General features: G+C 72.8%; 14 protein-coding genes. 7 read left to right on the top strand and 7 right to left on the bottom strand.

Annotated elements, in window-relative coordinates:
- Positions 1–121: 121 nt before the first annotated feature.
- Together ACWD4U_RS12435 and ACWD4U_RS12430 are read right to left on the bottom strand one after the other, a co-directional pair.
- Complete coding sequence (locus tag ACWD4U_RS12435; protein ID WP_363450977.1) at positions 122–1,840, bottom strand: ABC transporter ATP-binding protein; 1,719 nt, start codon at positions 1,838–1,840, stop codon at positions 122–124.
- Between the two features lie 209 nt (positions 1,841–2,049).
- Entirely contained in the window at positions 2,050–3,432 is a 1,383-nt protein-coding gene (locus ACWD4U_RS12430) for a hypothetical protein (protein ID WP_363450975.1), read from the bottom strand.
- A gap of 169 nt (positions 3,433–3,601) precedes the next feature.
- On the opposite strand from ACWD4U_RS12430, the gene pnuC reads away from it, so the two are divergent.
- Positions 3,602–4,174 (top strand): nicotinamide riboside transporter PnuC, encoded by a 573-nt coding sequence (gene pnuC / locus ACWD4U_RS12425; protein WP_363450973.1) that lies wholly within the window; start codon positions 3,602–3,604, stop codon positions 4,172–4,174.
- Positions 4,171–5,229, top strand: coding sequence for an AAA family ATPase (locus ACWD4U_RS12420; protein WP_363450971.1), 1,059 nt, complete (start codon positions 4,171–4,173; stop codon positions 5,227–5,229). Before pnuC ends, ACWD4U_RS12420 begins: the two co-directional genes overlap by 4 nt.
- A gap of 43 nt (positions 5,230–5,272) precedes the next feature.
- On the opposite strand, the gene ACWD4U_RS12415 is transcribed toward ACWD4U_RS12420, so the two are convergent.
- The 3 genes from ACWD4U_RS12415 to ACWD4U_RS12405 all read right to left on the bottom strand — a co-directional run bounded on the left by ACWD4U_RS12415 (position 5,273) and on the right by ACWD4U_RS12405 (position 11,040).
- The gene (locus tag ACWD4U_RS12415; RefSeq protein WP_363450969.1) at positions 5,273–7,225 is read right to left on the bottom strand and encodes a discoidin domain-containing protein; all 1,953 of its coding nucleotides are present in this window, start codon (positions 7,223–7,225) and stop codon (positions 5,273–5,275) included.
- Positions 7,226–7,363: 138 nt separating this feature from the next.
- Entirely contained in the window at positions 7,364–9,196 is a 1,833-nt protein-coding gene (locus ACWD4U_RS12410; RefSeq protein ID WP_363450967.1) for an ABC transporter ATP-binding protein, read from the bottom strand.
- Positions 9,193–11,040, bottom strand: a complete 1,848-nt coding sequence (locus ACWD4U_RS12405; RefSeq protein WP_363450965.1) for an ABC transporter ATP-binding protein — start codon at positions 11,038–11,040, stop codon at positions 9,193–9,195. The genes ACWD4U_RS12410 and ACWD4U_RS12405 overlap by 4 nt, the downstream gene beginning before the upstream one ends.
- Before the next feature lie 294 nt (positions 11,041–11,334).
- On the opposite strand from ACWD4U_RS12405, the gene ACWD4U_RS12400 reads away from it, so the two are divergent.
- Positions 11,335–12,744: a family 2B encapsulin nanocompartment shell protein gene (locus tag ACWD4U_RS12400; RefSeq protein WP_363450963.1), complete on the top strand. Its 1,410-nt coding sequence runs from the start codon at positions 11,335–11,337 to the stop codon at positions 12,742–12,744.
- Between the two features lie 43 nt (positions 12,745–12,787).
- Here the strand turns inward: ACWD4U_RS12400 and glgX are convergent, their stop codons facing one another.
- Positions 12,788–14,986, bottom strand: a complete 2,199-nt coding sequence (gene glgX, locus ACWD4U_RS12395) for a glycogen debranching protein GlgX (protein WP_363450961.1) — start codon at positions 14,984–14,986, stop codon at positions 12,788–12,790.
- A gap of 213 nt (positions 14,987–15,199) precedes the next feature.
- On the opposite strand from glgX, the gene ACWD4U_RS12390 reads away from it, so the two are divergent.
- The 4 genes from ACWD4U_RS12390 to ACWD4U_RS12375 all read left to right on the top strand — a co-directional run bounded on the left by ACWD4U_RS12390 (position 15,200) and on the right by ACWD4U_RS12375 (position 19,923).
- Positions 15,200–16,429, top strand: coding sequence for a L,D-transpeptidase (locus ACWD4U_RS12390; RefSeq protein ID WP_363450959.1), 1,230 nt, complete (start codon positions 15,200–15,202; stop codon positions 16,427–16,429).
- Between the two features lie 182 nt (positions 16,430–16,611).
- Positions 16,612–17,853 (top strand): L,D-transpeptidase, encoded by a 1,242-nt coding sequence (locus ACWD4U_RS12385; RefSeq protein WP_363450957.1) that lies wholly within the window; start codon positions 16,612–16,614, stop codon positions 17,851–17,853.
- Positions 17,854–18,030: 177 nt separating this feature from the next.
- Positions 18,031–19,221 carry a L,D-transpeptidase gene (locus ACWD4U_RS12380; RefSeq protein ID WP_363450954.1) on the top strand — a complete coding sequence of 397 codons (1,191 nt, stop codon included), beginning with the start codon at positions 18,031–18,033 and terminating at the stop codon, positions 19,219–19,221.
- 135 nt (positions 19,222–19,356) lie between these two features.
- Positions 19,357–19,923 (top strand): ATP-binding protein, encoded by a 567-nt coding sequence (locus ACWD4U_RS12375; RefSeq protein WP_449787174.1) that lies wholly within the window; start codon positions 19,357–19,359, stop codon positions 19,921–19,923.
- A 224-nt stretch (positions 19,924–20,147) separates the two neighbouring features.
- Here ACWD4U_RS12375 and ACWD4U_RS12370 read toward each other — a convergent pair whose 3' ends face one another.
- Positions 20,148–21,515 (bottom strand): L-serine ammonia-lyase, encoded by a 1,368-nt coding sequence (locus ACWD4U_RS12370; RefSeq protein ID WP_363450952.1) that lies wholly within the window; start codon positions 21,513–21,515, stop codon positions 20,148–20,150.
- Between the last annotated feature and the right edge of the window lie 54 nt (positions 21,516–21,569).

Here is a 21,569-nt window from a genome sequence, read left to right as displayed (position 1 = left end):
CTGGGCTTTGGGGTGGCGGGTTGTGGGGTGCTGGGCTGGGGGGTGCTGGGTTGGGGGATGCCGGGTTGTGGGGCGCTGGTCGGCGGGGTGGCGGGTTGGGGGATGCGCGGCTTTGGGGTGCTCAACTGGCGTCCTCGGTGGGGGAGTCGGCGTCACGGGAGACCAGGGCGCGGTAGCCGGGCTGGGTGCGGAGCAGCTCGCGGTGCGGGCCGCTGGCGGTGACCTTGCCGTCGACCAGGTAGTGCACGGTGTCGGCCTGGTCGAGCAGGAGCGGGGAGGTGCCGGCGAGGGCGGTGGTGCGGCCGGTGCGGGCGGCGCGAAGGCGGGCGGCGATCAGGGCCTCGGTGTGGGCGTCCACCGCGGAGGTGGGTTCGACGGCCAGCAGGACCTCCGGGTCGGCGGTCAACGCCCTTGCCAAGCGCAGGCGTTGGCGTTGCCCGCCGGAGAGGTTCCGGGCGTCGGCGGGGATCTCGGCGTCGAGTCCGCTGGGCAGGGCGGTGACCACGTCGAGGGCGGCCGCGGCCGCCAGGGCGGCGCGGAGGGTGTCGTCGTCGGCGGTGGTGCGGCCCTGCAGGAGGCGGCGGAGCGGGCCGGCGAAGAGGGTGGCCTCGTTCTCGGCGAGGGTGATCCGGTCCCGGACGGTCGCCAGCGGGAGGTCGGTGAGCGGGGTGTCGCCCCAGTCGGCGGCGGTGTCGGCGAGCCGGGCCAGCCGGGCGAGGACGGCGGCGGTGTCGGCCGGGCGGGCGGCGGCGAGCACCGTCAGCTTGCCCGGGGCGAGCCGGACGCCGGACTCCGGGTCGGTCAACTCGGCTTCGTGGAGCGGTGGTTGGGTGGTGCCGTGGTCGGCCTCGGGCGGCAGGTTGAGGAAGTCGACGACCCGGCGGGCGCAGACCAGGGCGCGGCCGATGTCCTGGCTGTTCTCGATCAGGAAGTAGACCGGGGCGACCAGTACCGCCGCGTAGGCGAAGACCGAGGCGAGCTGGCCGATCGTCAGTTCGCCCTGGGCGGCGAGCCGGGCGCCGAGCCAGGTGACCGCGGCGAGCAGCAGGATCGGCAGGCCGTTGCCGAGCGCCTGGATCCAGCTGGAGACCGCGCCGACCCGGTAGCCGTCCTGCCGCAGGCGCTGCGAGTCGGCGCGGTAGCGGGCGGCGTAGACCTCCTTGCCGCCGAGACCGCCGAGCACCCGCAGCCCGCCGGCCAGGTCCTCGAACCGGGCGGTGAGCCGGGCCTGGCGCTCGCGGTAGCGGGTCTCGGTGAGCTGCTGGCGGGCGAAGAGCGGACGCAGCGTCAGGGCCAGGAAGGGCAGGCCGAGCAGGACGACGGCGGCGAGGGCCGGCGAGATGGTGAGCAGGACCGCGGCGACGGTGAGGTAGCAGATCACCGCGCCGACACCGGGTCCGATGAAGGTCAGCGCCAGGCTGATCCGGCCGACGTCGGAGATGCCGATGGTGACCACCTCGCCCGCGGCGACCTGCCGGGGCAGCGCGGCGCCGAGTCGGACGCTGTGCTGCAGCACGACGGCGATGGTGCGGAAGGTGGCGTCGTTGCGGACCTTGGTCATCGTGCTGTGGCGGCCCCAGGCGAGCACCAGGTTGAGCAGGCCGAAGGCGAGCATGGCGCCGGCCCAGCCGAGGACCGGCCCGAGCCGGCCGGGGCGCAGCCCGTCGTCGATCGCGTGCGAGAGCAGGTAGGGCTGGACGGTGAGGCCGAGCATCCAGGCCGTGCCGTAGAAGGTGCCGAGGGTGCAGCGGCGGCGTTGGCTGAGGACCAGCCACCACAGGTAGCGCAGTGGGCTGCGGGCGTCGGGGGTGCCGGGGTGGCCGGCGATCGGGTCGTCCACGGAGTGAGGTTAGTGGGGCTGTGTGGGGGCGAGCGAGGGATTTCCTTTGGGGGCTCGGGGAACGGCGAGGTGAGTGTCGGGTGGTCTCAGGCTGGCTGGGGGTCTTGGAGGCCTCTATGCGCCCGGACCTTGCAGCGCCCTGTGAACCTCACCGCCGCGCACTCCCGCCGTTCCCCGGGCCCCTTTCGGGGCCCGGAGGGGCGGGGCTTTTAGTCGACGGTGAAGGAGTAGTAGGTGTCGTCGAGGGCCACGCCGTCCTTCGTGGTGGCATGGACGATCAGGAGGTACCAGCCGCTGGTGGGCGGGGTCCAGATGACGTCGGCTTCGCCGTGGGCGGCGGCGGGGATGGTGATGGGGTTGTTGCCCCAGTCGAAGGAGTAGGTGTAGCTCGCGATCTGGGCGCCCTTGATCTTCGGGGCGAAGTGGAAGGTGCCGGGGCCGGTGTTCTCGCCGCCGTCGGGGTACTGGGGCGAGGTGATGGTGGGGGTGGAGTCCAGGTAGCCGTTGTCCCACCAGGTCTGCTGGCTGGTCCAGCCGTTGGCGCTGGTGGTGTTGACGACCAGCTTGTCGCCGCTCGGGCCGTCCAGGGTGACGGTGGTCTCGGCGGTGCCGTTGGGGTTGGCCGGGACGGTGGTGGTGGTGACCGTGGTGCCGTAGTGCGTGACGGTGTAGCTGACCACCGGGCTGGCGGCCTGCAGGCCCGGCTCGGGGCTCAGGCGGAACGGGGTCGGCTTGCCGAACTGGGTCGCGTGGGAGAGCCGGGTGACGGTGGGCGCGTCCGGCTTCAGCAGGATGGTGTAGCGGGTGGGCTGCGAGGCGTTGTAGGCCCGGTCCATGCTGCGGACGTCGAGCGTGAGCCACCCGCTGAGGCCGGCCGGCGGGACCAGGGTCATCCGGGCGGTGCCGCCGACGGTCTGCGCGCGGACGCCGTGGGTGCCGTCGAACGGGTCCAGGAAGTGCGGGATGCCGTGCTCGCCGATCGAGGCGCCCGGGACGGAGAAGGTGCTGTACCAGGTGATCTGGTAGCCGGCGACGTCGCCGACGCCGTTCGCGCCGAGGTCGATCTGGATCGGCGCGCCGGGCTGGTTCGTCTGTCCCTGCGGGTAGTTGGGCGAGCTGACGGTCGGTGCGGCGGCGGGGGTGGTGTCGTCGACGGCGACGTAGCAGGCGGCGGACCAGTCGGAGGCCGCGCCGTCCGGACCGACCGTCCGGGCCTGCCAGCCGTACGTCGCGCCGTCGGTCAGGCCGGTCACCTCGACGGACGCCTCCGAGCCCGGGTACGCCCAGTCGCGGACGGCGGTGCCGAGCTGCGCCGGGTCGGCGGTCGGCCAGTACCGGAACTCCTCGGAGAGGTGGTTGGCCGTCGGGTCGGTGTGGGAGGCGATGCCCTCCAGCTCCAGCCCGCCCCGGCCGGCGACGTACACCGGCGCGCTCGCGTCGGTGGAGCAGGCGAGCAGACCGTTGTACAGGTCGGTCGGCGTGTTCGGGACGCCGCCGGCCGCGCCGGCGTTCCCGGGTGCCAGCAGCGCCAGGGTGGTGGCGGCAGCCGCGGCGAGGGCGACGCGGGTGCGCGTGCCCAGTGGACTTCTCATCGAGTTCCCCCTGTGTCGGGCCAGCGGGCGTCGTCCTGACGCCGCGGGCGCGGGAAGCGTAGTGGATGAGGGCACTGACGAGCCGTCGATTTTCGGCCACCGAAACGGTCTTGCGTCCGGAACGCCCCACCCTTTATCGTCACTCTGACGTTAAAGGTGAGGTGGGGCAATGGTCGAGTGGCTGGGCTTCGTCACGGGCGCGGTGTGCGTCTGGCTGACGGTGCGGGCGAACGTCTGGAACTTCCCGGTCGGGATCGCCAACAACGCGTTCTTCCTCGTGGTGTTCGCGCAGGCGGCGCTGTACGCCGACGCCGGGCTGCAGGTGGTGTACCTCGGGCTCGCGGCGTACGGCTGGTGGCGCTGGCTGCGGCGCGGCGCCGAGGGCGAGCGGCCGGCGATCCGGCGCGGCGGGGCGCGGGAACTCGCGGTGGCGGTGGGCGCGGTGGTGCCCGTGACGGCGGTGCTCACCCTGGTGCTGCAGCGGGCCGGCGACTCGGCGCCGTTCTGGGACGCGCTGACCACCGCCCTGTCGCTGGCCGCGCAGTGGCTGCTGAACGCCAAGCGGATCGAGAACTGGTACCTGTGGATCGCCGCGGACCTGGTCTACATCCCGCTCTACGCGGTCAAGGGCCTGTGGCCGACCGCCGCCGTGTACGTGCTCTTCCTCGGCCTGTGCCTGCTCGGCCTGCGCGCCTGGCACCGCGAACTGCGCCCGGCCCCCGCGCTGGCGGTGGCCGCGTGACGCGCTTCCGGCACGCGCTGGTGATCGGCAAGTTCTACCCGCCGCACGCCGGCCACCACTTCCTGATCCGCAGCGCCGCCGACGCCGCCGAGCAGGTCACCGTGGTGGTGATGGCCGCCGACGACGAGACCATCCCGCTCGCCGACCGGGTCGGCTGGATCCGCGAGGTCTGGCAGGGCGAGCCGCACGTCCGGGTGGCCGGCACCGTCGACAACATCCCGGTCGACTACGAGGACCCCGAGATCTGGGACGGCCACGTCGCACTGATGCGCGCCGCGCTGCGGCCCGGCGAGACGGTCGACGCGGTGTTCAGCTCCGAGGACTACGGGGTGGAGCTGGCCCGCCGGTTCGCCGCCGCGCCGGTGGTGCTGGACGTCGACCGGGCCACCTTCCCGGTCTCCGGCACCAAGGTGCGGGCCGACCCGGCCGGGCACTGGGCCGACCTGGAGCCCGCGGTACGGGCCGGGCTGGCCCGCCGGGTGGTGGTGGTCGGCGCCGAGTCCACCGGCACCACCACGCTCTCCCGCGACCTGGCCGCCGCCCTGCGCGGCCGCGGCGGGGTGCACGCACTGACCGGCTGGGTGGCCGAGTACGGCCGCGAGCTGACCGCCGCCAAGCTGGCGGTCGCCCGGGCGCACGCCGCGCCGGCCGGCCGGCCCGCCCCGACCGTCGACGAACTCGACTGGGACGAACGGGACTTCGCCCTGGTGCGGCGTCGGCAGGCGGAGGCCGAGGAACGCGCCGCGCGGGGCGGCGGCCCGGTGCTGGTCTGCGACACCGACCTGCTGGCCACCGCCGTCTGGGAGGAGCGCTACCTCGGCCGCACCGCCCCCGAGACCTGGGCCGCGGCCGCCGCCCAGCCGCCCCGCGCGCTGTACGTGCTCACCTCGGACCAGGGCGTCCCGTTCGAGGACGACGGTCTGCGGGACGGCGAGCACCTGCGCGGCTGGATGACCGGCCGGTTCCGCGAGGTGCTGGCGGCGAGCGGGCAGCCCTGGATCGAGGTGTCCGGCGACCGGGCCGCGCGGGTGGCCGCCGTGCTCGCCGCCCTGTGAGCGCACCCGGTACGGCCGGGGGGCCGCACCGGGTGACGGGCCGTCAGCTGCCGTACACCTGCAGCTCGGCGACCTGGCCGGCGGGCCAGCCGGTGTTGGCGGTGAAGACCAGCCGCAGGTAGCGCGCGCTCGCCGTGGCGGGGAGGGTGAGCGTGGCGGTGTTGCCGGTCGCCGGGTCGAACAGGTATCCGGCGGCCGCCAGCAACTGGGTGAACGTCCCGCCGTCGGTACTGCCCTGCACCGCCACCGTCTGGGTGCGCGCGCCCCAGGCGGTGGCCGGCGGCACCGACAGCACGATCCGGCGCACCCCGAGCGCCGCGCCCAGATCGGTCTGCAACCACTGCGGGAAGGCGTTGTTGACGCTCTCCCAGTAGCTGTTCGGGTCGCCGTCCACCGCGTTCCCGGAGCCGTACACCTGGGTGTGCCCGCTCTCCGAGGTCGGCTTGTGCAGCGCCAGGTTGCCGGACGGGGTCGTGGTGGTCGCGGAGACCTGGTTGGAGGCCGCCGAGACGTTGCCCGCCGCGTCCACCGCCAGCACGTCGAAGGTGTACGAGGTGGCCGGGCTCAGCCCCGTCGCGGTGAACGAGGTGCCGGACGCGGTGCCGATCTGGGTGGCGGTGCCGCCCGCCACCCGCCGGATCCGGTAGCCCGTCACCCCGACGTTGTCGGTGGCCGCGTCCCACGCCAGCGCCACCGTGGTGTCCCCCTGCCCGGTCACCCGAAGACCGCCCGGCGCGCTCGGCGGGGTGCCGTCCGGGCCCGACGCGACCGGCGGGGTCGGACGCGTCGCGGTCACCGGCGCCAGGCCCTTGAGCATCCGGCCGCCGTCGCCGGTCAGCCGCAGGTAGTAGTCGGACGAGCAGAAGGTGCCGTCCTCGTCCAGTGCCAGCAGCCCCGAGCCGGCCGGCACCCAGGCCTGCGTCTCGGCGGTCTTGGCGATCTGGTTGCCCTCGTTGTACTCGTCGAACATCGAGATGTAGACGCCGGCCACCCCCGCCCGCGCCATGTTGTAGAACTGCCGCCACATGAAGTCGCCGTGCGCCCGCTGCCGGTCGCCCACCCCGCCGGGCAGCACGCACGGCTGGTAGTCCACCCCGCGCGCGTTGCAGTCCGCGAGGTCCGGCACGGTCGCCACGTTGTAGAAGTTGTCGGCGTCCCCCGCGTTGCCGATCCGGCCGACCATCCACGGCGAGAGCATGTCGAAGGCGTGGTAGACGTCGGTGAAGCCCGGGCGGGAGTCGCGGTCACCGGTGCGCCACCAGGTCGGCACCCCGCCGATCACGTAACACCCCTGCGCCTTGAACCAGTTGACCACGTCCAGGCACGGACCCGGGGCGAACGGGCGCTGGTTGTCGTTGAAGCCGAAGCCCCAGATGCACACCACCGGCTTGCCGTTCTGCCGGGCGTAGGCGCTCGACGCGGTGTGCGCCCGCATCTTGTTCGTCCAGTCCGTCTTGATGTCCGCCTGCATGGTCGTCCAGTCGGAGACGTCGTACATGACGTAGAACTTCACGCCCTGGGACTCCGCCGCGCTGCGCACCTTGCCCGCCATCGCGTCGCGGGTCGGCCCCTCGCCGCCGGTCGGGTTGAAGCGCTGCAGGGCGGCCACGTCGACGCCGTACTGCTTCATCCAGCGGAAGTGCAGGTCGACCGTCGACTGGTCGTAGGACGAGAACAGCGCGGCCGGCTGACCGTTGTTCAGGTTCGCGAAGGCCGTCCGGTAGGTGGCCGGGTACTCGCGCAGGTCCGGCCAGGCCACGATCCCGCTGTTGGACGGTGACGGGGCCTGCCCCATGTTCCGGGCCCAGTGCCACCAGCCGTTGATCGGCGCCCCGTCACCCGCGCAGGCGAACCACCCCTGGTAGCCCACCGTCACCTTGCCCACCACGTCGCCCGGCGCACTCGCCGCCGCGGCCGGGCCCTCCCCGAGCCCGACCGCGCCGACCACGCCCGCCGCCGCGACGCCTTGCAGGAACACCCGCCGTGTGACACCCATCCCGGAGCCTCCGCCCAGTCAACGAATCCCAGCGACTCGGGAGCGTAACCAGGTTGACATGGCTCAGCAATAGAGCGAGCAAGATATGAAAATGTACGACTCTGGGTCCGCAAAACACGTACACGTCGGGCTCGGGGGTCAGACCAGGCTGTCGCGCCAGGTCTGGTGGAGGGTGGCGAAGCGGCCCTCGCCGGCGATCAGGGTGGCGGGGGTGCCGTCCTCGACGATGCGGCCCTGGTCCATGACGAGGACGCGGTCGGCGATCTCGACGGTGGAGAGGCGGTGGGCGATGATCACGGCGGTGCGGCCCTCCAGGACGGTTCGCATGGCGCGCTGGACGGCCTGTTCGCCGGGGACGTCGAGCGAGGAGGTGGCCTCGTCGAGGATCAGCACGGCGGGGTCGGCGAGCAGGGCGCGGGCGAAGGCGACGAGCTGGCGCTGGCCGGCGGAGATCCGGCCGCCGCGCTTGCGGACGTCGGTGTCGTAGCCGTCCGGCAGGGCGGTGATGAACTCGTGGGCGCCGATCGCGCGGGCGGCGGCCTCGATCTCGGCGCGGGTGGCGTCGGGCTTGCCGACCGCGATGTTCTCGGCGACCGTCCCGGAGAACAGGAAGGACTCCTGGGTGACCATCACGACGTTGGCGCGCAGGTCGGGGGTGGAGAGGGCGCGCAGGTCGACGCCGTCCAGGGTGACGGCGCCGGCGGTGGGGTCGTAGAAGCGGGCGAGCAGCTTGGCGAGGGTGGACTTGCCCGCGCCGGTCGCGCCGACCACGGCGGTGGTCTGCCCGGCGGGCAGCACCAGGTCGAAGGAGGGGAGGACCTGCTTGCCGTTGGCGTAGGCGAAGTCGGTGCCGCGGAAGGCGACCTCGCGGCCCTTGCCGTCCGCGGCGGGCAGTACGGCGGGCTCCGCGGGCTCGGGGACGCTGGGCTCGTGGGCGAGCAGGCCGGCCATCTTCTCCAGGGCGGCGGCCGCGGACTGGTAGCTGTTCAGGAACATCGCCAGCTGGTCGATCGGGTCGTAGAGCCGGCGCAGGTAGAGCACGAAGGCCGTGAGGACACCGAGTTCGAGGCTGCCGTCGGTGACCAGGAAGGCGCCGAGGACGACCACGCCGGTGATCCACACGTTGGCGGTCATCCGGGACAGGAAGACGTACCGGGCCATCTCCAGCAGGCCGTCCGCGGTGGCGGTGGCGGACTGCTTGTTGACGGCGCCGAAGGCCCGGTCGTTGGCGGCCTCGCGGCGGAAGGCCTGGACCGGGCGGATGCCGTTCATGGTCTCGGTGAAGCGGACGATCAGGGAGGCCACCGCGGTGCGGGAGCGGCGGTAGACCTGCTGGGAGCGGCGCCGGAACGACCTGATGATCAGGTACATCGGCAGGAAGGAGGCGAGCGCGGCGAGACCGAGCCGCCAGTCCATCAGGACCAGCACGACGGTGATGTAGCCGACCGACAGACAGACCATCAGGAGTTCCTGCAGGCCCTCGGCGAGCAGCTCGCGCAGGGTGTCCACGTCGCTGGTGGCGCGGGAGATGATCCGGCCGGAGGTGTAGCGCTCGTGGAAGTCCAGGCTGAGCCGCTGGGCGTGCCGGAAGATCCGGCCGCGCAGCTCCAGCAGGATGTCCTGGTTGATCCGGGCGGCGAGCCGGATGAACGCCCGCTGCAGCAGGGTGGCGAGCAGCGCGCAGCCCAGGTACGAGGCGGTGACCGCGATCAGCGGGCCGGCGTCGTGGTCGCGCAGGGCGGGGATGCCGCGGTCGATGGCGAAGGCCACCAGCAGCGGACCGGCCTGCAGGGCGGCCTGCTGGACGAGCAGCGCGAGGACGGCGACGGCGATCCGGCGGCGGTGCGGGGCGAGCAGCGAGCCGAGCAGCGCGCGCGGGGCGCCGGGCGGGACGGGGATGTCCTGGTCGTCGGCGGCCGGGGGCGGCAGCTCGTCCTCATCGACCGCGGGGTCGGCGACGGCGGTGGTCATCGGGCCAACGCCCCTTCCAGTTCTGACAGTTCGCCGGACATCAGGGCCCGGTAGGCGGGACAGGAGTGCAGCAGCTCCTGGTGGGTGCCGACCGCGGCGATCCGGCCGTCGGCGAGCAGGGCGACCCGGTCGGCGAGCAGCACGGTGGACGGGCGGTGGGCGACCACCAGGGCGGTGGTGCCGGCCAGCACCTGGCGCAGAGCCCGCTCGACCAGCGCCTCGGTGTGCACGTCGAGCGCGGAGAGCGGGTCGTCGAGGACCAGGAAGCGCGGGCGGCCGACCACGGCGCGGGCCAGCGCGAGGCGCTGGCGCTGGCCGCCGGACAGGCTCAGGCCCTGCTCGCCGACCTCGGTGTCCAGGCCCTCGGGGAGCTTGTCGACGAAGCCGGCCTGCGCGGTGGCGAGGGCGTCGGTGAGCCGCTGCTCGTCCGCGTCGGGGGCACCCATCAGGACGTTCTCGCGGACCGTGGCGGAGAACAGGGTGGGTTCCTCGAAGGCGACCGAGACCAGGCGGCGCAGCTCGGCCCGCGGCAGGTCGCGGATGTCGGTGCCGTCCAGGGTGATCGCGCCGCCGGTGGGCTCGTACAGCCGGGGGAGCAGCGCGGTCAGCGTGGTCTTGCCGCTGCCGGTGGCGCCGACCAGGGCGAGCGTCTCGCCGGGGCGGACGTGCAGGTCGATGCCGGACAGCAGGTCGGGGGTGCCGTCCGGGGCGTCGGGGTAGCGGAAGCGGACGCCGGTGAACCGGATGCCGCGGTCGTCCGACACCTCGTCGGCCGCCGGGAGGTCGGCCGGTTCCGGCTCGTCCATCACCTCGAAGTAGCGGTTGGCGGCGCTGGCGGCCTCGGCGGCGAAGCCGAGCAGCCAGCCCAGCGACTCGACCGGCCAGCGCAGGGCGAGCGCGGTGGAGAGGAAGGCGACCAGGGTGCCGGCCGAGAGCTGGTCGTGCGCGACCAGCACGGCGCCGGTGGCGAGGGCCGCGCCGAGGGCGAGTTCGGGCAGGCCGACGATGACCGCCCAGAGGTTGCCGAGCAGCCCGGCCTTGCGCAGCTCGGTGTCGCGCAGTTCGGCGCTGTGCCGGCGGAACTCCTCGGCCATCGAGCGGTGCCGGCCGAAGGCCTTGAGGATCCGGATGCCGAGCACCGACTCCTCGACCACGGTGGCCAGGTCGCCGTTCTGGTCCTGGGCGAGCCGGGAGGCGGCCGAGTACCCGCCCTCGAAGCGGCGGGTGTAGAGGATCAGCGGGACGGCGGGGACCAGAGTGATCAGGGCCAGCCGCCAGTCCAGGGCGAACATCAGCGCCGTACCGGTCAGGAAGACCGTGGAGTTGACGACCAGGAAGACCAGCGGGAAGGCCAGGAACAGGCGCAGCACGAACAGGTCCGAGGTGGCCCGGGAGAGCAGCTGGCCGGAGGGCCAGCGGTCGTGGAAGGAGACCGGGAGGCGCTGCAGCTTGGCGAACAGGTCGCCGCGGAGCCTGGTCTCGACCCGGGCCAGCGGGCGGGCCACGATCACCCGGCGGACGCCGAACAGCGCGGCTTCGGCCAGGCCGAGCAGCAGCAGGGCGGCGGCGAGCGGCCACAGGCCGGGAAGGTCGTGGTGGGCGACCGGGCCGTCGACGATCCGGCGGAGCACGAGCGGGACCGCCAGCACGCTGAGCGAGGCGAGTCCGGCGGCGCCCATCGAGCCGAAGATCCGCCAGCGGGCCTCGCGGGCGTAGGGCCACAGGCGCAGCAGCGAGCGCACCGCGGACCGGTGTACCGGTACGGGTGAAGTCCGGGGGCCGTCGGTTGACGGGCCGTCGGGGTCCGCGGGGGTGTGCGGAGCGGGGTTCTGGTTCTCGGCCATCGGCGAGAGGGTAGGCACAGCCGCTGACATTTCTCACCCGGTTTTTTGCCCCTGTCGGCGAGATCCGGCCAGGCCGGGGCACCCACCGCCGTCCCCCGAACGGCCGGTGGCGGTGGGCGGACGCGACCCGGGTGCGCCGGACCCGGGGAGCGTGCGCCGCCATCAGGGGCGCGCAGGCGCACAAACCTCCGAACTCCGCACCACCCGCGCTCTCTTGCAGGCCCCCGGTGCCGATGCGGTCTGATCTCGCGCAGAGAGTGATCGCGGTGGATCACCGGACCACAGGAGACCCGCATGTCGGTCGAGACCGAGCCCGCACCCGACGTCCAGGCACCGGCCCGGCAGAGCCTGAGCACCGAGGCGGCACGCAACCTCGCCACCACGACCAAGTCCCGGCCGCAGATGCAGGAGATCAGCTCCCGCTGGCTGCTGCGCAAGCTCCCCTGGGTGCACGTCTCGGCCGGCACCTACCGGGTCAACCGCCGGCTCAACTACGCCGTCGGCCGCGGCCGGGTGAGCTTCGTCAAGGCCGGCACCGAGGTCCGGGTGCTGCCGCCGACGCTGCGCGAGGTCCCGGTGCTGCGCGGCCTCGCCGACGACGCGGTGCTCGCCGCCCTCGCCGACCGCTTCGAGCAGCGCGAGTTCGCCCCCGGCGACGTGCTGGTCGAGCAGGGCGCCCCGCGCGCCGAGGTGTACCTGGTCGCGTACGGCAAGGTCGAGCGGATCGGCACCGGCAAGTACGGCGAGTCGACCCTGCTCGCGGTGCACGCCGACGGCGACCACATCGGCGACGAGGCGCTGGCCGCCGCCGACGGGCGCTGGCCGTACACCGTGCGGGCCGCCACCGCGGGAACCGCGCTGAGCCTGTCCCGGTCGGACTTCCGGGCGGTCCTGGAGCGCTCCCCGGAGCTGCGGGCGCGGATCGCCGCGCACCGGGCCGGGCACGCCGCCGCGCAGAACCCGCACGGTGAGGCCGAGATCGGCATGTCGGCCGGCCACGCCGGCGAGCACCAGTTGCCCACCGCCTTCGTGGACTACGAACTCTCCCCGCGCGAGTACGAGTTGAGCGTCGCGCAGACCGTGCTGCGGGTGCACAGCCGGGTCGCCGACCTCTACAACGAGCCGATGAACCAGACCGAGGAGCAGCTGAAGCTCACCATCGAGGCGCTGCGCGAGCGCCAGGAGTACGAGATCGTCAACAACCCCGAGTTCGGGCTGCTCTCCAACTGCGCCTTCGACCAGCGGATCCAGACCCACGCCGGGGCGCCCACCCCGGACGACCTGGACGAGCTGCTGGCGATGCGCCGCGACACCGACTACCTGTTCGCCCACCCGAAGGCGATCGCCGCCTTCGGCCGGGAGTGCAACCGGCGCGGCGTCTACTTCTCCACCGCCGACTTCGGCGGCCACCAGCTGCCCGCCTGGCGCGGGGTGCCGATCTTCCCGTGCGGCAAGATCCCGGTCCACGGCACCAGCACCTCGATCATCGCGATGCGCGCCGGCGAGGAGAACCAGGGCGTGGTCGGCCTCACCCAGGTCGGCATCCCCGACGAGGTCGAGCCCGGGCTGAACGTCCGCTTCATGGGCGTCGACGAGAAGGCCGTCGTCAACTACCTGGTCTCCGCCTACTACTCCGCCGCGATCCTGGTCCCCGACGCGCTCGGGGTGCTGGAGAACGTCGAGGTCTCCCACCCGCGCGGCTGAGCCCGCGCGCCGGTGACCCCGGGCCCCGCGAGGGGTCCGGGGTTCAGTGCGCCTGCAGCAGCATCGCGGAGCGGCCGGTGAGCAGCACCTCGCTCACCGCGGCCGGGTCCGGGGCGTCGGGCCGGGCGGTGTCGATCACCGGGGTGTGCGGGGCGGGCAGGGTGAAGTGCTGCGGATCGGGGGCGGCGTTGAGCAGCAGCAGGAAGCTCGCGTCGCGCAGCGGGCGGCCCTGCGGGTCGCGTTCGGACATCGCGCTGCCGGACAGCCGCAGGGCGAGCGCGTGGCTGGGGGAGAACCAGTCGGCCTCGGTCATCTCGTGTCCGGCCGGGGTGAGCCAGCTGAGGTCGCGCAGGCCGTCCGGGCCGGCCGGGCGGCCGGAGAAGAACGCCCGCTGGCGCAGCACCGGGTGGGCGCGGCGCAGGTGGACCAGCCGGGCGGTGAGCTCGGTGAGGGAGCGCCAGTCGGGGTCCTCCAGCAGCGACCAGTCCAGCCAGCTGGTCTCGTTGTCCTGGCAGTACGCGTTGTTGTTGCCGCCCTGGGTGCGGCCGAGCTCGTCGCCCGCGGTGAGCATCGGGACGCCGGTGGACAGCAGCAGCGTGGTGAGCAGGTTGCGCAGCTGACGCACCCTCAGTGAGCGCACCGCCGGGTCGTCGGTGTCGCCCTCGGCGCCGTGGTTCCAGGAGCGGTTGTCGTCGGTGCCGTCCCGGTTGTCCTCGCCGTTGGCCAGGTTGTGCTTGCGGTCGTAGGAGACCAGGTCGCGCAGGGTGAAGCCGTCGTGCGCGGTGATGTAGTTGACGGAGGCGTAGGGGCGTCTGCCGCCGCGCTGGTACAGGTCGGAGGAGCCGGAGAGCCGGGTGGCCAGCTCGCGGACGTCCGGGCGGGCGCCGCGCCAGAAGTCCCGGACGGTGTCCCGGTAGCGGTCGTTCCACTCGCCCCACAGCGGGGGGAAGCCGCCGACCTGGTAGCCGCCCGGGCCGACGTCCCACGGCTCGGCGATCAGCTTGACCCGGCTGAGCAGCGGGTCCTGGGAGACCGCGGCGAGGAACGGGTGGTGCATCTCCACCCCGTCGCTGCCGCGGGCCAGGGCGGCGGCCAGGTCGAAGCGGAAGCCGTCCACACCCATCTCGGAGACCCAGTACCGCAGCGAGTCGGTGACCAGCCGGATCACGTGCGGCTGGCGGGTGTCCAGGGTGTTGCCGCAGCCGGTGTAGTCGGCGTAGCCGCGGCGGGAGCGGTCGAGCCGGTAGTAGCCGCCGTTGTCGATGCCGCGGAAGGAGAGCGCCGGGCCCATCACCCCGGACTCGGCGGTGTGGTTGTACACCACGTCGAGGATCACCTCGATGCCCGCCGCGTGCAGCGCCCGCACCATCCGCTTGAACTCGCCGACCTGCTGGCCGCGGCTGCCGGAGGCCGCGTAGCCCGCGTGCGGGGCGAAGAAGCCGAGCGTGTTGTAGCCCCAGTAGTTGGCCAGCCCGCGCTGCTGCAGGTGGTCCTCGCTGACGTGGTGGTGGACCGGCAGCAGCTCGACCGCGGTGACGCCGAGCCGGGTCAGGTGCGCGATCGCCGCCGGGTGGGCCAGGCCCGCGTAGGTGCCGCGCAGCTGCGGCGGGATGTCGGGGTGGCGCATGGTGAAGCCGCGCACGTGCAGCTCGTACAGCACCGTCTCGGCCCACGGCGTCTTCGGGCGCAGGTCGTCGTACCAGTCGTCGGCGTCGTGCACCACCACCGCCTTGGGCACGTACGGCGCGGAGTCGCGGTCGTCCCGGACGGTGTCGGCGACGTCGCGCTCGGGCCAGCCCCGTACCGCGGCGCAGACCGCGTCGTGGCTGGTGTAATGCCCGTCGACGGCCCGGGCGTACGGGTCGAGCAGCAGCTTGGCCGGGTTGTAGCGGGCGCCCGTCCACGGGTCCCAGCGGCCGTGCACCCGGAAGCCGTAGCGGGTGCCGGGCAGCACGCCGGGGAGGTAGCCGTGCCAGGTCTGGTAGGTCTGCTCGGCCAGCCGGTACCGGGTCTCCCGGCCGTCGTCGTCGAACAGGCAGAGCTCGACGCCCTCCGCGTTCGGCGCCCAGAGCGCGAAGTTGGTGCCCCGGCCCTGCGCGTCGGTCCGGAACCGGGCGCCGAGCGGCTGCCAGCCGCCCGGCCAGGGCTGCTCGGGGGCCGGCCCGGGGGCGGAGCCGTTCAGCCGGGACGCGGCCCGCGCCCCCCGGGGCGTGCCCGTACCCAGCTCCTGCCACGCCGTCATGGCACCCTCCCAGCCACCCGGGGGCCCGTCCCCGTTCTTCCAGTTGTTCCCTGCACGGTGACCTCGTCACACCCGGTCGGGCGGCGTGACGGACCGTGATCATTCCTGTGCCCCGTGGAACCGGGTGGAGAAACCATTCGGTCGTGTCCGGTGGCCGGAATCCATCGTTATGACCGGCAAAGGGGTGGAATCGCACGACGTGGAGGACCTGGCATGCGGCCCGCAGTTCGGCACTGGGCACGGCGGGCGGCGGCGGTCGGGCTGGTGCTGCTGACCGGCTGCTCCGGCGGCGGCGCGCCGCCGCCGAGCGTCGACGCGGCGAGCCCCGCGGGCCCGGCGGCCGCCGTGAGCAGCCCGGCGGTCTCCCGCGCCCAGCTCGCGCTCACCCCCGCCGACGGCGCGCAGGAGGTCCCGGTGGACGGCGCGGTGCGGGTGACGGTGACTCAGGGGCGGCTGCTGTCGGTCCGGTTGGCCGACGACAGGGGCGCCGAGGTGCCCGGCACGCTCGCCGCCGACGGCACCGGCTGGACCCCCGCCGCCCGGCTCGACGGCGCCACCCCGTACACCCTGGACGCGGTCGCCGTGGACGCCGCCGGGCTGCGCGCCGTCCAGCACGCCGCCTTCGCCACCGAGGTCCCCGAGCACACCTTCGCCGCGTTCTTCACCCCGGAGGACGGCTCCGTGGTCGGCGTCGGGATGCCCGTCTCGCTGCGCTTCTCCCGGCCGATCGCCGACCGGGCGGCGGTGGAGCGGGCGCTCACCGTCACCGCCGACCCGCCCGTCCAGGTGGCCGGGCACTGGTTCGGCGACCAGCGGCTGGACTTCCGCCCGCGGGAGTACTGGACGGCCGGCACCCGGGTCACCCTGGCGCTGCGGCTCAAGGACGTCGCGGGCGGGCCCGGCTACCTCGGCACCCAGAGCAAGGACGTCCGGTTCACCGTCGGGCGCGCCGTGGTCTCCAGCGTCGACCTGGACGCGCACACCATGACGGTCCGGCAGGACGGCCGGGTGGTGCGCACCCTGCCGATCAGCGGCGGCAGCCCCGAGCACTCCACGTACCTGGGCGCGATGGTGGTCTCCGAGCGTTTCGAGACCACCCGGATGAACTCGCAGACCGTCGGCCTCGGCGACGAGTACGACATCAAGGACGTGCCGCACGCGCTGCGGCTGACCGCCTCCGGCACCTTCGTGCACGGCAACTACTGGGCGGACCCGGCGGTCTTCGGCGAGACCAACGCCAGCCACGGCTGCATCGGCCTGGCCGACGCCAAGGGCGGCGCGCCGGACTCGCCGGCCGGCTGGTTCTACGCGCACGTCCGGGTCGGCGACGTGGTGGAGGTGCGCGGCGCGCACGGCGACCGGGTGGCGCCGGACAACGGCCTGAACGGCTGGAACCTGGGCTGGGCGCAGTGGCTGCGCGGCAGTGCGCTGACAGTTCACTGAACGGGCACCCCGCTCCCGCCGAAGATTCACTCACGGACGCCGGTTATCCTGACCCCCGCGCGCGCCCGACCCCAGCCGGGCGGTGCCGAAATCGCAACCGTCCAGGTGAAACCGAGCCCGGGCGACACACGTGTATTCGTTGTGGATACCGGGAGGGGAGCAGCGCAGTGGAGGCGGTTCAGATGTCCGAGTCCGGGATACCGGCGCGCGGGCGCGGGCGAGTGGCGCGTCGGGCCTCGATGGCCCTGCTGATGGGCGGCGTGCTGATGCTCAGCGCGGCCTGCGGCGGCGGGGGCGGCAAGGGGGGTTCGACCGACGCCAAGGGCGGCGGCTCGGCCTCCGCGGCGGCGTCCGAGGCGGCGCCGAAGGTGTCGACGGCCCAGCTGACCGTCACCCCGGCGGACGGCGCGACCGACGTGGCGCCCAAGGACGGCCTGCAGGTGTCGGTGGCCAGTGGCAAGCTGACCAACGTCGAGGTGACCGACAAGAACGGCAAGGCGGTGGCCGGCCAGATCGCCGCGGACGGCCTGAGCTGGAAGCCCACCGAGCAGCTCGCGGTCGGCACCACCTACAAGGTCAACGTCCAGGCGGTGGACTCGGCCGGCCTGGTGGCCGCCTCGACCACCAGCTTCACCACGCTGACCCCGGCGAAGACGGTCGCCACCAACGACAACATCGCCGACAACGGCACCTACGGCGTCGGCATGATCGTCTCGGTGAACTTCAGCAAGGCGATCAAGAACAAGGACGCGGTGCTGGCCGGCATCACCGTCACGGGCTCCGACGGCACGGTGGCCAAGGGCCACTGGTTCAGCACCCAGCGGCTGGACTTCCGCCCGGAGAACTACTGGAAGGCCGGCACCAAGGTGACGGTCAAGTACCGGCTGAAGAACGTCGAGATCGCGCCCGGCGTCTACGGCGACGTGGACAAGGACGAGCCGTTCGTCATCGGCCGCTACCAGGTCTCGGTGGCCGACGCCTCGACCCACATGATGACGGTCACCAAGGGCGACGGCTCCACCCAGAAGATCCCGATCACGGCGGGCAACGACGACAACCCGTCCTGGAACGGCACCATGGTGATCTCCGGCAAGGAGAAGGTCACCCGGATGAACTCCGCCACCGTGGCCAACGTCAAGGGCGAGGAGTACGACGTCCCGGACGTGCCGCACGCGATGCGCCTCACCGACACCGGCACCTACGTGCACGGCAACTACTGGGGCAACGCCTTCGGCAAGTCCAACGCCAGCCACGGCTGCATCTCGATGCAGGACGCCAAGGGCGGCGACGACAACTCGACGGCCGGCAAGTTCTTCGCCGCCTCGATGATCGGCGACGTGGTCAAGATCCAGAACTCCAAGGGCCCGACCGTCTCGGGCGAGAACGGCCTGAGCGGCTGGACCATCCCGTGGAGCAAGTGGTAGGTCGCACGCGCTTCGAACGGACGGCCCGGTGGTTCCTCGGAACCGCCGGGCCGTCCGCGGTTCGTGACCGTACCGGAACACTCGGCCTGCAACGTTCACCCCCCTTGCGCCGTCATATCAGCAGAAAGACCTGTCAGCCGACAGGCGGGCGCGTGGGGAGAGCGGACAGTGAAGTCGATGCGAGGGCGATTCGCGGTGGGAGCGGTGGCGGGCGCCCTGGTGCTGATGGCCACGGCGGGGTGCAGCGGCGGTACGGCGACGGCGCAGAGCCCGACGGCCTCCGGCACGCCGAGCCCGGCCAAGCCGACCGTCTCGGCCGCAGCCATCGCGATCGAGCCCGCGGCCGGCGCCACCGACGTCAAGCCCGCCGGCGCGCTCAAGGTCTCCGCCACCGGCGGCAAGCTCACCACCGTCAAGGTCACCGGCCCGGACGGCACCGAGGTCCCCGGCACCCTCACCGCCGACGGCCTCGGCTGGACCCCCGGCGGCAACCTCCAGGTCTCCACCGCCTACACCGTCAACGCCCAGGCGGTGGACGCCCAGGGCGTCGCCACCACCGCCACCAGCTCCTTCACCACGCTCACCCCGACCAAGGACGCCGGCGCCCACGACAACGTCGACGACGACGCCACCTACGGCGTCGGCATGATCGTCTCGGTCCACTTCGGCAAGGACGTCAAGAACAAGGACGCGGTGCTGGCCGGCATCACCGTCACCGGCTCCGACGGCACGGTGGCCAAGGGCCACTGGTTCGGCGACGACCGCCTGGACTTCCGCCCGCAGGACTACTGGAAGTCCGGCACCAAGGTGACGGTGAAGTACCGGCTGAAGAGCGTGGAGACCGCGCCCGGCGTGTACGGCGGCGTGGACAAGGACGAGCCCTTCACCATCGGCCGCTCGCAGATCTCCACCGCCGACGTCGACACCCACCGGATGACCGTGGTCCGCGACGGCCAGGAGGTCGACTCGGTCGGCTTCACCGCCGGCAAGCCCGGCTTCGACACCTGGAACGGCACCATGGTGGTCGAGGCCAAGGAGGGCACCACCCGGATGACCTCCAACGGCGTCACCCCGGCCGGCTCCGGCGACGAGTACGACCTCGAGGTGCCGCACGCCATGCGGCTCACGGACTCCGGCACCTACGTGCACGGCAACTCCTGGAGCGGCAGCCTGATCGGCCGGGCCAACGCCAGCCACGGCTGCATCGGCGTCACCGACACCAAGGACGGCAGCCCCGACACGCCGGCCGGCAAGCTCTACGACTCGACCCTGGTCGGCGACGTGGTCAAGGTGCTCAACTCCAAGGGCGCCACGGTCTCCGCGGAGAACGGCCTGAGCGGCTGGAACGTGCCCTGGGGCCAGTGGTAGGACCCGCCGGGACGGGCGGCTCGGGCGCACGGCGCTCGGCCGCCCGTTCGGTTGCTGTGGGCATATGCCAACCGAATAGTGATCGTTTGCTCATTGTCCGTACGCGGCCGCTCGCGTTCCGCAATGATGGGGCGCATGGCGGGATGGGGCGAACCGGAGCAGGCATCACATCGACTGCCGGGCAGCCGGATTGACGAGCTGTCGGAACCCGGCATCGGCGTGGTGCTGGCCGACCTGGAACGGCTGACCGCCGAGGAGATGGAGCACACCTTTCTCGGCGTGCTCAGCGACCCGGACTCCGCGGAGGAGGTCCGGCTGCCCTCCCGCCCGGAATCCGCCGGGGTGGCGCGCAGGCTCGTGCTGTCGGTCTTACAGGCGTGGAAACTCCATCAGCTCCTGGAAGCCGGCGAACTGCTGACCGGTGAACTGGTCGCCAACGCCGTCCGACATGCCGGCGGTCGCATGATCGGCCTCAAGGTCGTCCGGCGGCCGGGATGGCTGCGGATCGAGGTCCGCGACTCCTCCCGCTCCCTGCCCTGCCTCATCCTCGCCCCCGAGACCGGCTACCAGAACGGCCACGGCCTGCGCCTCGTCGACGCCCTCGCCGACCGCTGGGGCGCCGATCTCCTGCCGCGCGGCAAGGGCGTCTGGTTCGAGATGAAGGTCCGCGACCGCGACCGCGTCGCCGCCACCCTCGCCTGACCGCCCCACCCCGGAAAACGATGCGGGGCCCCTGTCCGCGGTGTTCGCGGTCCCGGGGCCCCTGCGCGTCACCGGGCGGCCAAGGGGGTGCGTGCCACGCGGTGGAAGTTGTCAGGTCGATCCGCCCGACTTGTCGACTATCGCATGCCCTTGGGTGCCAAACAAAATCGATCCCAAGGCGTGTGCTTCACTTCACCTTCACTTCAACGGCGCGATGGGGAGCGTTAGCACTCGATGACGTTGACGGCCAGGCCGCCGCGCGAGGTCTCCTTGTACTTGATCTTCATGTCGGCGCCGGTCTCCTTCATCGTCTTGATCGCCTTGTCAAGGGAGACGTGGTGCCGGCCGTCACCCCTGAGGGCCATCCTCGCGGCGGTCACGGCCTTGACGGAGGCCATGCCGTTGCGCTCGATGCAGGGGATCTGGACCAGGCCGCCGACCGGGTCGCAGGTGAGGCCGAGGTTGTGCTCGATGCCGATCTCGGCGGCGTTCTCGACCTGCTCGGGGGAGCCGCCGAGGACCTCGGCGAGGCCGCCCGCGGCCATCGAGCAGGCGGAGCCGACCTCGCCCTGGCAGCCGACCTCGGCGCCGGAGATGGAGGCGTTCTCTTTGAAGAGCATGCCGATCGCGCCGGCGGCGAGCAGGAAGCGGACGATGCCCTCGTCGTCGGCGCCGGGGATGAAGTTGATGAAGTAGTGCAGGACGGCGGGGATGATCCCGGCGGCGCCGTTGGTGGGGGCGGTGACCACGCGGCGGCCGGAGGCGTTCTCCTCGTTGACGGCCATCGCGTAGAGGGTGACCCACTCCATGGCGTTGGCCGGGCCGATGCCCTCGGCGCGCAGGGCGCGGGCTCCGGCGGCGGCGCGGCGGCGGACCTTGAGGCCGCCGGGGAGGATGCCCTCGCGGGACATGCCCGCGGCGACGCACTCCTTCATGACGGCCCAGATCTCCAGCAGGCCGGCCCGGATCTCCGCCTCGCTGCGCCAGGCCTTCTCGTTCTCCAGCATCAGGCCGGAGATGGACAGCCCGGTCTCCCGGGTGAGGCGCAGCAGCTCCTCGCCGGTGCGGAACGGGTAGCGCAGCACGGTGTCGTCGGGCTTGACCCGGGCCTCGCCGATGGCGTCCTCGTCGACCACGAAGCCGCCGCCGACCGAGTAGTAGGTCTTCTCCAGCAGCACCTCGCCGGAGGCGTCGTAGGCCCACAGCGTCATGCCGTTGGCGTGGTACGGCAGGGCCTTGCGGCGGTGCAGGACCAGGTCGGAGTCCGGGTCGAAGGGGAGCTCGCGGCGGCCGAGCAGGTTGATCCGCTTGGTGGCGCGGATCCGCTCGACGTCGAGGTCGGCCTGGTCGACGTCGACCGTGCGCGGGGAGTGGTTCTCCAGGCCGAGCAGGACCGCCTTGGGGGTGCCGTGGCCGTGTCCGGTGGCGCCGAGCGAGCCGTACAGCTCGGCGCGCAGCGAGGCGACGTCGTCGAGCAGGCCCTCCGTGTTGAGGCGACGGGCGAACATCCGGGCGGCCCGCATCGGGCCGACGGTGTGCGAGGAGGACGGTCCGATGCCTACGGAGAAGAGGTCGAAGACGCTGATGGCCACGGGGTGACGTCCTTGTCTGGTCTCGTGGAGTGGTCCGTCTCGTGGACGGAGGGC

This window comes from Kitasatospora sp. NPDC002522 (assembly GCF_053595195.1).
This window is presented reverse-complemented; position numbering and strand designations above follow the sequence as displayed.